The organism is Gammaproteobacteria bacterium (assembly GCA_016765075.1).
Classification (GTDB): domain Bacteria; phylum Pseudomonadota; class Gammaproteobacteria.
Genome location: JAESQP010000004.1, coordinates 1 through 12,029 on the forward strand (window position 1 = coordinate 1; position 12,029 = coordinate 12,029).

General features: G+C 45.7%; 13 protein-coding genes. 4 read left to right on the top strand and 9 right to left on the bottom strand.

Features of this window, described 5'->3' with window-relative positions:
• Window positions 1-305: 305 nt before the first annotated feature.
• The 6 genes from JKY90_00125 to hrcA all read right to left on the bottom strand — a co-directional run bounded on the left by JKY90_00125 (window position 306) and on the right by hrcA (window position 7,010).
• The gene (locus tag JKY90_00125; protein ID MBL4850679.1) at window positions 306-557 is read right to left on the bottom strand and encodes a Rho-binding antiterminator; all 252 of its coding nucleotides are present in this window, start codon (window positions 555-557) and stop codon (window positions 306-308) included.
• A 253-nt stretch (window positions 558-810) separates the two neighbouring features.
• Window positions 811-1,620, bottom strand: a complete 810-nt coding sequence (gene dapB, locus JKY90_00130) for a 4-hydroxy-tetrahydrodipicolinate reductase (protein MBL4850680.1) — start codon at window positions 1,618-1,620, stop codon at window positions 811-813.
• Window positions 1,621-1,670: 50 nt separating this feature from the next.
• On the bottom strand, window positions 1,671-2,798 hold the full coding sequence (dnaJ, locus tag JKY90_00135; GenBank protein MBL4850681.1) for a molecular chaperone DnaJ: 1,128 nt from the start codon (window positions 2,796-2,798) through the stop codon (window positions 1,671-1,673).
• A 75-nt stretch (window positions 2,799-2,873) separates the two neighbouring features.
• A complete protein-coding gene (gene dnaK / locus JKY90_00140) occupies window positions 2,874-4,799 on the bottom strand; it encodes a molecular chaperone DnaK (GenBank protein MBL4850682.1) in 1,926 nt (641 codons plus the stop codon).
• 255 nt (window positions 4,800-5,054) lie between these two features.
• The gene (grpE, locus tag JKY90_00145; GenBank protein MBL4850683.1) at window positions 5,055-5,705 is read right to left on the bottom strand and encodes a nucleotide exchange factor GrpE; all 651 of its coding nucleotides are present in this window, start codon (window positions 5,703-5,705) and stop codon (window positions 5,055-5,057) included.
• A 258-nt stretch (window positions 5,706-5,963) separates the two neighbouring features.
• Window positions 5,964-7,010, bottom strand: a complete 1,047-nt coding sequence (hrcA, locus tag JKY90_00150) for a heat-inducible transcriptional repressor HrcA (GenBank protein ID MBL4850684.1) — start codon at window positions 7,008-7,010, stop codon at window positions 5,964-5,966.
• Between the two features lie 369 nt (window positions 7,011-7,379).
• Between hrcA and JKY90_00155 the strand changes: the two genes are divergently transcribed.
• The 4 genes from JKY90_00155 (at window position 7,380) to JKY90_00170 (ending at window position 10,781) form a co-directional block, all read left to right on the top strand.
• On the top strand, window positions 7,380-8,261 hold the full coding sequence (locus JKY90_00155; protein MBL4850685.1) for an NAD(+) kinase: 882 nt from the start codon (window positions 7,380-7,382) through the stop codon (window positions 8,259-8,261).
• Complete coding sequence (gene recN, locus JKY90_00160; GenBank protein ID MBL4850686.1) at window positions 8,261-9,934, top strand: DNA repair protein RecN; 1,674 nt, start codon at window positions 8,261-8,263, stop codon at window positions 9,932-9,934. Before JKY90_00155 ends, recN begins: the two co-directional genes overlap by 1 nt.
• 230 nt (window positions 9,935-10,164) lie before the next feature.
• Window positions 10,165-10,389: an AbrB/MazE/SpoVT family DNA-binding domain-containing protein gene (locus tag JKY90_00165; protein MBL4850687.1), complete on the top strand. Its 225-nt coding sequence runs from the start codon at window positions 10,165-10,167 to the stop codon at window positions 10,387-10,389.
• Entirely contained in the window at window positions 10,389-10,781 is a 393-nt protein-coding gene (locus JKY90_00170) for a type II toxin-antitoxin system death-on-curing family toxin (protein ID MBL4850688.1), read from the top strand. The genes JKY90_00165 and JKY90_00170 overlap by 1 nt, the downstream gene beginning before the upstream one ends.
• A 114-nt stretch (window positions 10,782-10,895) precedes the next feature.
• On the opposite strand, the gene JKY90_00175 is transcribed toward JKY90_00170, so the two are convergent.
• From JKY90_00175 to JKY90_00185, 3 genes are all read right to left on the bottom strand, one after another.
• Window positions 10,896-11,159: a Txe/YoeB family addiction module toxin gene (locus JKY90_00175; protein MBL4850689.1), complete on the bottom strand. Its 264-nt coding sequence runs from the start codon at window positions 11,157-11,159 to the stop codon at window positions 10,896-10,898.
• On the bottom strand, window positions 11,156-11,398 hold the full coding sequence (locus tag JKY90_00180; GenBank protein ID MBL4850690.1) for a type II toxin-antitoxin system Phd/YefM family antitoxin: 243 nt from the start codon (window positions 11,396-11,398) through the stop codon (window positions 11,156-11,158). Before JKY90_00180 ends, JKY90_00175 begins: the two co-directional genes overlap by 4 nt.
• A gap of 171 nt (window positions 11,399-11,569) precedes the next feature.
• A partial coding sequence (locus tag JKY90_00185) for an ankyrin repeat domain-containing protein (protein ID MBL4850691.1) occupies window positions 11,570-12,029 on the bottom strand: 460 nt, incomplete at its 5' end.

Sequence of the window (12,029 nt, forward strand, 5' to 3'; positions counted from 1 at the left end):
CCACTGCGTTGCCAGTCGCTTATGTAACACCACTACACTACGCTCCTTGCGCCTTGTGGGGCAAAAAAAGCGTCGCCAGCAGTGATGAAAATGAATCCTCAACAGACCCTATACCCCCGAACAAAACTACCAGCCATAAAAAAACGGGGGGATGTAAACCATCGCCTCCCGCCTGATAGTGCGCTACCCCAATAGGTAGCCACACTGATTACGCCAGCGCTTTACAGCCCGCGTGATTGAGACAGAATTTTACGCTATCGTCACCCCTGATGTCTATGCCCATGCCCATGTAGGAGTGACTTAAATTAATGTCCTGAGTCAAGCTTGTCGCGTAAAACAATTCGATCAAAATCTGCGCCTTCAGTCAGTGGCGTCAGCGTCATGATTGTGTCAAGCCGAACACTGCGTCGACTCTTACCATCACGCAGAATCAGCCATTCCGACTTATCTGAGCGGGTTTCTGTCGATTCGGCGATAGCACAAACTTCTGAGCAATCAACCAGATCGAGTCTGACCTGGTACTGTTTTAGACAAGCGATCTCGATGTAATCGTGCAAGCTACAATCAATTGGGATATAAGCGTCAACCATCTAGCTTGAATTTCGCACTAGGGGACAAGATGATCGCGCAGAGGCCACCCTACAAAGGAGTACCGAGAACGGTGGGATTTCTAAGGCAGTGGAATACTGGCCACATTTCCGACCGAAGATTGTCGCTGTAAAATTAAAGATCAAGTGAGAGTTCATTATCCTAGCGATAAATACGGGCTAGTGTCATACCCTAAGTAGAATAGCGATTAAAGACGCAACACTATAAGTCGCGTAGGCTAAGTACATCCTGCATATCAAATAAGCCTTTATCATGTTGTACTAGCCAGCTAGCGGCACGTACAGCACCGCTAGCAAAGGTCATACGGCTAGATGCTTTATGGGTAATTTCCACTCTTTCACCTTCTGAGGCAAACATAACGGTGTGTTCACCGACAATATCACCTGCACGAATGGTCTCAAAACCAATGGTCTTGTCATCACGTGCACCAGTCCGACCTTCTCTGCCATAAACTGCGCAATCTTTAAGATTACGGCCTAACATATCAGCGACGATTTCCCCCATGCGCAAAGCGGTACCTGACGGCGCATCGACTTTATTGCGATGGTGGGCTTCAATAATTTCAATATCAGAACTATCACCAAGCACTTTTGCTGCAATTTCAAGTAAACGAAAGCAAAGGTTAACACCAATACTCATATTCGGCGCAAAGACAATGGCGATGTCTTCAGATGCCTGACGAATTAAATCTTGTTGCTTAGTACTCAGGCCAGTGGTACCAATAACCATTTTACAATTATGACGACGGCACAACTTAAGGTTGGTTTCAGTAACATTAGGCAAGGTGAAATCGATCAGCACATCACTAAGGCGCGTCGCACCGGCCATATCGTCTTTAATTTTAACGCCAGAAGACTCAAGGCCAGCAACGACACCAGCATCACTACCAATCGTAGCGTGATTGGTGTATTCCACAGCCGCTGCCAAACGAAGGTCAGGGTGTTGCGCGCAAGCTTCAATTAAACGGCGGCCCATTCTGCCGCCTGCACCTGCTATCGCTATTTTTGTCATATATGGTGTGCCTCGCCTCAAGCGCCTACTGTTGGTGCTAAATTCCCCAATCAGGAGAAGCGAATATCATCAAACACTTTCTTGACACTGTCCAGCCAAGATTTAGACTTTGGACTGTGTTCCTGATTGCTTTCAGTCATCGTTTTTTGTAATTCTTTTAATAATGTTTTTTGCTCACTATTAAGATTGACCGGGGTTTCGACACTAACGTGACATAGAAGATCACCGAGACGATCACTATGAACTGTACGCGCACCTTTACCACGCAGACGAAATACTTTGCCAGTTTGTGTCTCAGCAGGCACTTTCAGTCGCACCCGACCCGTCAACGTGGGGATCTCAATTTCGCCACCCAACGACGCTATGACGATATCAATAGGCACTTCGCAGACAAGGTCAGCATTGTCTCGGGTAAATAAGGCATGGGACTTAACACGAACCTGGACGTATAAATCACCGCTTGGCCCGCCATGCTCACCTGCTTCGCCTTCACCGCTAAGGCGAATACGGTCACCGCTATCAACACCCGGCGGAATCTTAACTGAAAGTGTCTTGCTTTCCTGGACACGACCTTGACCATGACACGTGCCACAAGGGTCGCTAATCACCTTACCTTTACCCTGGCATTTTGGGCATACCTGCTGAATAGAAAAGAAACCTTGCTGAACACGGACTTGACCATGACCGCCGCAGGTTTCGCAGGTGACGGGCTGCGATCCTTTCTTCGCACCCGAGCCATTACACGTGCCACAGCGAACACGGCTTGGCACACGAATCTTGACTGTGCTGCCTGCCACGGCATCGTCAAGATTCAACTCTAGGTCATAGCGAAGATCGGCGCCACGATTGACACTGTGGTGACCGCCACCACGCCCACCGCCAAAAATATCACCAAAAACATCTTCAAAGATATCGCTAAAACCACCCGCCGCACCCGCACCACCGGCTGCAGCGCCAAGACCAGCATGGCCGAACTGGTCATAGGCTGCGCGTTTTTGCGCATCGTTAAGAACTTCGTAAGCTTCTTTAACTTCTTTGAATTGCTTTTCTGCATTATCATCGCCCTGATTGCGATCAGGGTGATATTTCATCGCTAAACGTCGATAGGCTTTCTTTAGCTCTGCCTCGCTAACATTACGCTCGACGCCGAGCACGTCATAATAGTCCCGCTTTGACATTCGCTCAGCGCCCCATCCTTAATTATTATATTTATTTATATACTAACGATATCTAAAAATTATACTCACTAAGACTTATTTTTTATCATCAATCTCTTCAAAGTCAGCGTCAACAACATTACCATCATCCGCGCTTGTATCAGTTGCCTCATCTGCTGCACTGGCATCACCCTCAGCAGTTTTCTGCTCAGCATAAGCGCGTTCAGCCATCTTACTTGAGGCTTCGCCCAGCGCTGAGGTCTTGGCTTCAATATCAGCAATATCGTCACCCTTCATTGCTTCTTGCAAAGATTCAATAGCCGCTTCAATATTGGTCTTTTCATCCGCTTCAAATTTATCACCTAAATCGGTCATCGCTTTAGTGGTTGCGTGAATCAATGCGTCAGCACTATTACGCGCAACAATTAACTGCTGAAATTTTTTGTCATCTTCTGCGTGAAGTTCAGCATCTTTAACCATTTTATCGACTTCTTCATCAGACAAACCACTTGATGCTTTAATGACAATCGATTGCTCTTTACCGGTTGCCTTATCTTTGGCAGACACGTTAAGAATACCGTTAGCATCAATATCAAAAGACACTTCGATCTGTGGCGTACCACGTCGTGCTGGTGGAATGTCAGCCAGATCAAAACGACCCAGCGACTTATTAGCAGAGGCAATTTCGCGCTCACCTTGCAACACGTGCACGGTTACTGCGGTCTGATTGTCATCGGCCGTTGAGAATACCTGCGATGCGTTGGTTGGAATTGTCGTGTTCTTATCAATCAACTTGGTGGTAACGCCACCCATGGTCTCAATACCCAGAGACAACGGTGTCACATCTAACAATAAAACATCTTTCACCTCACCAGAGAGCACGCCACCTTGAATAGCAGCACCCATAGCAACGGCTTCATCTGGGTTTACATCGCGACGTGGTTCTTTACCGAAAAAGTTTTGCACTGCTTCTTGCACTTTGGGCATACGGCTCTGACCACCAACCAAAATGACGTCGTCAATTTCTGATGTGCTCAAACCGGCATCTTTCAATGCGACGCGGCAAGGCTCAATCGTACGTTCTATTAATTCCTCAACCAGAGATTCTAATTTAGCACGCGTCAATTTAACGTTAAGATGTTTCGGGCCAGAGGCATCGGCGGTAATATAAGGCAAATTGACATCGGTCTGTTGACTCGATGACAACTCGATCTTGGCTTTTTCAGCCGCATCTTTCAAACGTTGCAGAGCTAGCGGGTCACTGTGGACATCAATACCACTGTCTTTTTTGAATTCATCGGCAAGGTAGTCGATCAAACGTAAATCAAAATCTTCACCGCCGAGGAAGGTGTCACCATTGGTCGACAACACTTCAAACTGATGCTCACCATCGACTTCGGCGATTTCGATGATTGACACGTCGAAAGTACCACCACCGAGATCAAACACGGCCAATTTACTGTCACCACGTTTTTTATCCATGCCATAAGCCAAGGCTGCGGCAGTTGGCTCGTTGATAATACGTTTCACTTCAAGACCAGCGATTTTACCGGCGTCTTTCGTTGCCTGGCGCTGTGAGTCATTGAAATAAGCAGGCACGGTAATAACGGCTTCAGTCACCGCTTCACCCAGGTAGTCTTCTGCCGTTTTCTTCATTTTCATCAAGATACGCGCAGCAATCTCAGGCGGTGCCATCTTCTTGCCACCCGCCTCAACCCAAGCATCACCATTATCCGCACTTATGATGGTGTAAGGCACCATTTTGATATCACGTTGCACGACATCATCGGTAAATTTACGCCCAATCAAGCGTTTGATCGCCGACAGTGTATTCGTCGGGTTGGTTACTGCCTGACGCTTAGCCGACTGCCCAACCAATACTTCATCATCGTCAACAAATGCGACAACAGAAGGTGTCGTACGATCGCCTTCAGAGTTTTCAATTACCTTTGGTGTTCCGCCTTCAACCACGGCTACACATGAATTGGTGGTACCCAAATCAATACCAATAATTTTGCCCATCTTTATTCTCCGTATAAACCTGCGCCCACTCTCGAGCACCTAATGTCTATCTATATAAGGTTAAGCCCATATAATTCAAGGCGTAATTCAAGGGAACCTCTTATTAATTCTGGGGCAGCGAGATTGATGACTGAGGTTTTTCAGATAGATGCGCGAACCGTGCCCTTTAGGTGCAACAAAGAGCTGGAACATTTCAGTCAGCAAGGTCGCGTTCCACGAACGCGATCAGAGGGGCCCAATAAGTCCTTTATTTAATTATTCCTCTACAGGTGTTTTCGCAGCCATTGCTTTGGCAACTATGACCATAGCAGGCCGCATCAACCGATCATTCAGCGTATATCCTTTTTGATGTACTGCAATAACGGTATTAGGCTCAGCCTCATCGGTTTCCTGCATTTGCATGGCCTGGTGCTGCTCAGGGTTGAATTTCTCACCCAGCGGGTTGAGCTCAACAATGGCGGCTTTTGCCATGACGTCGGTCAGCATTTTCAGGGTCAGATCCATGCCTTCTTTGGCATGATCGATGGTAGCGTTGACTTGATCAGTCGCCGCCAGCCCCAGCTCAAGACTATCTTTGACCGGCAAAAGCTGGTTAGCAAAACGTTCTAAACCATATTTATGGGCATTAGCCACATCGCGCTCACCACGACGACGCACATTTTCCGTCTCGGCACGCGCTCTAAGCAGGCTATCTGTTAGCTCGTTAATACGTTGCTCGTCAGCATTAGAACCATCTTCTGTTACTGAGATCCCTGCAGGATCATTAAGTACTTCCTTAGAACCCTGTGGGTTCATTAAGGATTCATTCCTTGTAGTCATGTCATCTTCACGTTGTTTGCTAGCGTCTATCGATTCTTCATGCTCGTCTTCAGCAGTAGAACCCTGCCCTTCTTGCGCAGCTACCATTATAAAAACTCCCGTTTTTCCGGTTTAACGAAAAGAAATAGAAATGTATCAACAATCTAGGGAGCCTCTGATGTGTCTGGGACAGCGAGATTGTGTCTAAAATTTTTCAGATCAAGGCGCAAATTGCAGTCAATAGCGGGACTATTGGCAAGATTAGCACCAACAGTAGGCGCTTTAGGCGACGAAGAACTGGAAGATTTTAGGCGCAAGATCGTGTTCCATGATACATCAGAGACTCCCTAGTCAATATAAGGATATTTAGCGCTGATTCAAGGCCGAACTAAGTAATTTAGCCGTAATATCAACAACAGGGATGACTCGATTATATTGCATACGTGTCGGCCCAATAACGCCCAACACACCGAGAATTTTGCCATCGCGCTCATAGGTTGAGGTGACCACACTCATGTCATCAAAGGGGTGATAACCTGATTCTTCGCCAATAAAAATTTGCACGCCGGGACTTTGCAAGCACTGATCCAGCACATGGAGGATATCGCGTTTTTGATTAAAGGCTTCAAATAACTGGCGTAGCTTATCGACGTTAGATAACTCGGCATAACCCATTAAATTGGTTTGACCCGAGATAACGCAATCTTCACTCGCTTCTTGCTCCGTCGCGTTAAGTACCTGGTCGGCCATTTCTACGGCCTCACGCATGAGTCGATCCATATCATCGCGTGCCTCACGCAGTTCAGTCATAATACGATTACGCATATGCGGCAGTTCTTGACCAACGAATGTTTGATTTAAATAATTACTAATATATTGCAGCTCAGCCGCAGTGAATTTACGTGGGGTATGGATAACGTGATTGCGCACTTCATCATCATTGGTCACCAAAATCACTAATACGCGATCATCACCCAAGACAAGAAATTCGACGTGTTTAAGACTTTTATTAGCTTGCCGTGGCACCATCACCACACTTGCCATACTGGTTACGCCTGACAAAATAGACGACGCTGCCAACATCAAATTATTAACGGACTGGCCACTGTCGAGTTCATCCTTTAACGCTTCAACCGCCGCATTCTCAATCGACATGGGTTCCGCCAAAACCATAGAATCAACAAAAAAACGGTAGCCTTTCGCTGTTGGAATACGACCAGAAGACGTGTGCGGTGAAACAATCAACCCGGCTTCTTCTAAATCGACCATGACATTGCGTACAGTCGCGGGACTCAATTTTAAGCCTGAACCACGCGCTAACGCACGCGACCCAACTGGGTGACCATCCTTAATATAGGATTCAACCAGAGTTTTTAATAAGGCGTTGGCTCTGTCGCTAAGTTCTGTTGCCATAATAAATGAAAAGCACTTAGACCCTTATCAGGATCATTAAGTACTTCCTTACGTTGTTCCAGTCGTACTGAGACCCTTAGCAGGATGATTAAGCACTTCCTTAAAACCCTGCGGGTTTATCAAGGATTTACTCCTTGCAGTCATGTCATCTTCACGTTGTTCAGGTCGTACTGTGTAAATCACCGTATAATATACGGATAAGCACTAGTGTAGTGTCTTGGGTAACCAAGCGCGAATTGACAGTAGCAACCACGATCAGAGCCGTCAAGCAAGAATCCTCTGTTCACAGGGTAAAAAACAGCGAACCTTACAGTGCCAACATAATAGAGCACGAGTTTACTTAGATTAGTGGTTCAACAAGGAACAATAATGACTTCGTCATTTAAGACCATCGGCCTTATCGCCAAGAAATCGGACCCGCAAGTCGTCGCCGTATTGAATACGCTGCATGACTATTTTACGCAGCGCAATATGGCCGTCTTTGTCGAACAGGAAACGGCTAAGCTACTGGACATCAAGGCCGAAGTGATGAATTGGTCGGGGTTTTCCCAGCATTGCGACCTTGCCGTTATCATTGGCGGTGATGGCACCTTGCTGGCTGCTGCACGTGCTTTAGGTAACACCAAGACCCCCTTGCTAGGCATTCACATGGGGCGACTTGGTTTTCTTGCCGATATCACACCCAAGGTAATGATCGAGAAGCTTGATGATGTGCTGGCAGGTCATTATTTATCTGAAAAACGCGCATTACTAAAAAGCACAGTCATTCGTGATAGCGAAATTATTCTTGAAACCCATGCACTCAACGATATCGTTGTACACAAATGGGCATCATCGCGCATGGTTGAATTAGAAACCTTTATTGATGGCGCATTTGTCAGTACCCAACGTGCTGACGGTTTGATTGTATCAACGCCAACAGGCTCCACCGCCTATGCGCTATCTGGCGGCGGCCCTATCGTTCATCCGTCGCTCAATGCGGTAATCCTGGTGCCGATTTGTCCGCATACTCTTAGTCATCGCCCCATCGTAGTGAGTGGTGATAGCTTGATTGAACTGGTTATTACCGACACCAACTTGAACTCAGTCAAACTCAGTTGTGATGGCCAAAATACTATCGAAATCATCAACGGCGATAAAATACGCGTAGAGAAAAGCGAACAATGTACGTATTTAATACACCCTAAAGAGCATGATCATTTTCATACCTTACGCACCAAACTAGGCTGGGGAACAACACCGGGTCGCTAATGATTACCCAACTCTACATTCGCGATTTTGTTCTGGTCGACACACTCGACCTTGCCTTCTCAAAGGGCATGACCACCATTACGGGTGAAACAGGCGCCGGCAAATCGATACTACTCGACGCTATTGGCCTGGCGCTCGGTGATCGTGCTAATAATAACCTCATCCGATCCGGCGCTAAACGCGCTGAAGTCATGCTCGATTTTGATGTCAGCGATAAAGCCGATGTTATCGCTTGGTTAAGTGAGCATGAAGTTGATGCAGCAAACACTTGCCAAATACGCCGCACCGTCAGTAGTGATGGTCGCTCGCGCGCCTATATCAATGGCAGCCCTGTTACCGTTCAATGGCTCAAAGAGCTGGGCGAAAAACTTATCGATATTCACGGCCAACACGCCCACCAGTCCATGATGCACGGCTCAGTACAACGTGAGTTACTCGACGCCTATGCCGAACATAGCGACCTGTTAAAACAAGTTAGCGAAAAATACCAGGCATGGAAAAATTTAATAACGACTTTAAACGACTTACAAAAATCGGCACAAGAACGCAATGCAAAACTCGATTTGGTGCGCTATCAATTAGACGAATTAGTCAATGCAGCGCTGCAAGATAATGAGTGGCAACAACTCGAAACTAACCTCAAACAATTGGCCCATGCCAGTGAATTACGCGAGACATGCCACAGCGCCATGCAATTTATTAATAGCGATAGTGTTGGCGAGCTTGGCCAAATCACCGTACAGCTTGGCAAAGCCGCAGAACTCGACGACAAGCTTAAAAATGTACTGTCTTGCTTTGAAACTGCCAACATACAAATACAAGAAGCCAGCGGTGAATTAAGAAACTATCTCGACTCACTCGATGATGACCCACAAAAGCTAAACCAAATTGAATCACGCATGAGTGAACTGCATAGTTTGGCACGCAAACACCATGTCGAACCGAACACCCTGCTTGACTTGCAAGATGAGCTAAGCCTAACAGTCAATAAACTCGACAATGAAAGTGCCACACTAGGCAGCCTGGAACAAGACATCGAAAAAGCACGTCATGATTACTTAACACTAGCCAAAAAAATCAGCAAAAAACGTAAAGCCAGTGCGAAAAAACTCGGCGCAGAAATCACTCACAATATGCAACAACTCGGCATGCCCGAAGGCGTTTTTGACATTGCGCTGCGTGACCTGGACGAAAACCAATATGGCATACATGGCCTGGAACGTATTGAGTTTTTGGTCAGCGCCAACCCTGGCCAGGATCTTATGCCCATGACAAAAGTTGCCTCCGGTGGTGAATTATCACGCATCAGCCTCGCCATCCAAGTCATTAACGTTAACCGCCACCAAATCGGCACCTATATTTTTGATGAGGTCGATGTCGGTGTTGGCGGCAGTATTGCCGAAATCATTGGCCAAACCCTGCGCCGCGTTGGTGATAGCTATCAAGTACTCTGCGTCACCCATCTACCGCAAGTTGCCGCCTTGGGTCATCATCAACTCAAAGTTGAAAAAACCGTCATTAATAAAATGACCCATACCAGCGTGACGATTTTATCCGAAACAGACCGCCTGGAAGAAATTGCCCGAATGCTGGCCGGCACCGAAATCACCGACAGTGCCCGGCAAAACGCACAAGATTTAATGACGCGCGGTGCTACTGGTTCCGTGCATTAATATACTCGCTACATCAATACGAAGTAGATTATTAACAATCTGCGGTCAGGCATACATTCCCTACGTAAGGACTATTATTGTTAGCCCAGAGATCATCTGGCATTAAGAATAAGATTGTTGCCATTCTCATGAAGCCTAACGACCAATCTCACTGTCAGCTTGACCACGCTTGTTAGGCGCACCTATACTAGGTTATAACATTTGTTATAACAGACTGTGAGGGTACCGCTATGCTAAAAGTTAAAGTTACTGCTGTAGGGAACTCGATGGGGATTCTCCTTCCAAAAGAAGCGCTTAATAAGCTCAAAGCCAGCAAAGGCGACACCTTGTACCTCGTGGATAGTCCAGAAGGACTTACCCTTACCCCTTATCAGCAAGATTTTGAAGCTCAAATGGAAACCGCTGAAAAGATAATGAAAAAATACCGAAACGCCTTTCATGAGCTTGCTAAATAATGAGAGAGCCAAATTGGGTTTTAACCAAAATCGTTTTCTCTGCACATCAGATGCTTTTATCTGAGCACGGAGGAGGTACAGGAATTCGAGATAAAACCTTATTAGAATCTGCCTTAGCAAGGCCGAAGCAGCGCTTCGAATATGAACCTGGTTCAACTCCGTTTGAACTAGCCGCTTCATATAGTTTTGGCCTTGCCAAAAATCATCCGTTCATAGATGGAAACAAAAGAACTTCTCTTGCCATCGGTGCTATTTTTCTTGAAATTAACGGAATCATACTAAATGCTAAAGAGCCTGAAACTGTAGTGGTTTTTGAGCAATTAGCTTCAGACAATATATCAGAGACTGGGTTATCAAACTGGTTTGAGTCAAACTCTATTCCGAGCGCCTAGCGCCAAAAATCAGCGGCAATTTACAGCGTGGTTCTTTTGCGTAAAATTGAGCGCAGCGAATACACAAAAGAAACGCGCTGTAAATTTCCGCTGGAACTATTTGTTATGTTTTTTTTACTCATAGTGTGTCCATAACCTAATAACTTTAATGACATGTTCTTTTTCATAAATTTGATACACAAGCCTATGTTGAATGTTTATTCGACGTGAGTATGCGCCTGATAAATCACCTACTAATTTTTCATACGGTGGTGGTTTTTGATAAGGGTCGTTTTTAATTATTTTTAAAAGTAATTGTGCTTTATTTTTTAAGCCAGAAGCCGCAAGTTTTTTGGCATCCTTTTGAGCCTGCTTTGTATACACCAACTCCCAAGTCACCAATCAAGCTCTTTAGAGCTGTCAGATAGACCTTGATTTAATCCCTCTTTAATTGACTCTCTCATTCCTGGCACAGATAACAAGTGAAGTGTTTCAGAAATAGCATTCCAGTCATCCTCTGACACTAAAACGGCATTACCTCTTTTTCCTGTAATTACAACAGGTTGGTGAGTATCTGTGGTCTCATCAATGAGACTGTAAAGCTTTGAACGAGCCTCTGTAACATTAAGTATTGTCATGTTTATTACCTCTGTATATTAGCGTACGCTAAAACGTACGTAAAATAAAGGTTTTTTAAACATAACGCCTTGCATCAGCGGCAAATTGCGGAGCGGAGCACAGCAATTTGTCCGACTGCATGCGATTGTTAGCGGTGCTCATGTTACACGGCGTTATCAGTGACACAAATACTAGTTACTTAATAGCTCGGCAATTGCCATAAAGCCGCGATTTCGGGCATGTGTCAAAACCGAAATTCCCTCTTTATCAGTAATTTCTGAGTCAGCTCCGTGAGTTAACAGTAACCTGACTATTTGCTGCTGGCTAGGGCCTCCATCGGATAAGATTACTGCCTCCATTAAGGCGGTCCAACCAAGATCATTGACATGATTGACATCAATATTCGATTTTTCCAGTAATAACTTTACAGTATTCACATGTCCTCTTTCAGCTGCGGGAATGAGTGCGGTTCCGCCATAGTAATTATAAATATCTGGCCTGGCCCCGGCATTCATTAAGAGGGCTAAGGCATCATTCATGCCTTTTGCACCGGCATATAAAAAGGCTGTCTGGTTGATGACTCCTTGAGATTTTGATTTATCGTAATAATCAACATCAGCTCCCAATTCAATGAGCAACAGCAGTGCTTCA

Coding starts and splice junctions, on each gene's coding strand:
- dapB (MBL4850680.1), bottom strand. CDS start 1,620: ATGACAAAAATAGCGATAGCAGGTGCAGGCGGCAGAATGGGCCGCCGT.
- dnaJ (MBL4850681.1), bottom strand. CDS start 2,798: ATGTCAAAGCGGGACTATTATGACGTGCTCGGCGTCGAGCGTAATGTT.
- dnaK (MBL4850682.1), bottom strand. CDS start 4,799: ATGGGCAAAATTATTGGTATTGATTTGGGTACCACCAATTCATGTGTA.
- grpE (MBL4850683.1), bottom strand. CDS start 5,705: ATGGTAGCTGCGCAAGAAGGGCAGGGTTCTACTGCTGAAGACGAGCAT.
- hrcA (MBL4850684.1), bottom strand. CDS start 7,010: ATGGCAACAGAACTTAGCGACAGAGCCAACGCCTTATTAAAAACTCTG.
- JKY90_00155 (MBL4850685.1), top strand. CDS start 7,380: ATGACTTCGTCATTTAAGACCATCGGCCTTATCGCCAAGAAATCGGAC.
- recN (MBL4850686.1), top strand. CDS start 8,261: ATGATTACCCAACTCTACATTCGCGATTTTGTTCTGGTCGACACACTC.
- JKY90_00165 (MBL4850687.1), top strand. CDS start 10,165: ATGCTAAAAGTTAAAGTTACTGCTGTAGGGAACTCGATGGGGATTCTC.
- JKY90_00170 (MBL4850688.1), top strand. CDS start 10,389: ATGAGAGAGCCAAATTGGGTTTTAACCAAAATCGTTTTCTCTGCACAT.
- JKY90_00180 (MBL4850690.1), bottom strand. CDS start 11,398: ATGACAATACTTAATGTTACAGAGGCTCGTTCAAAGCTTTACAGTCTC.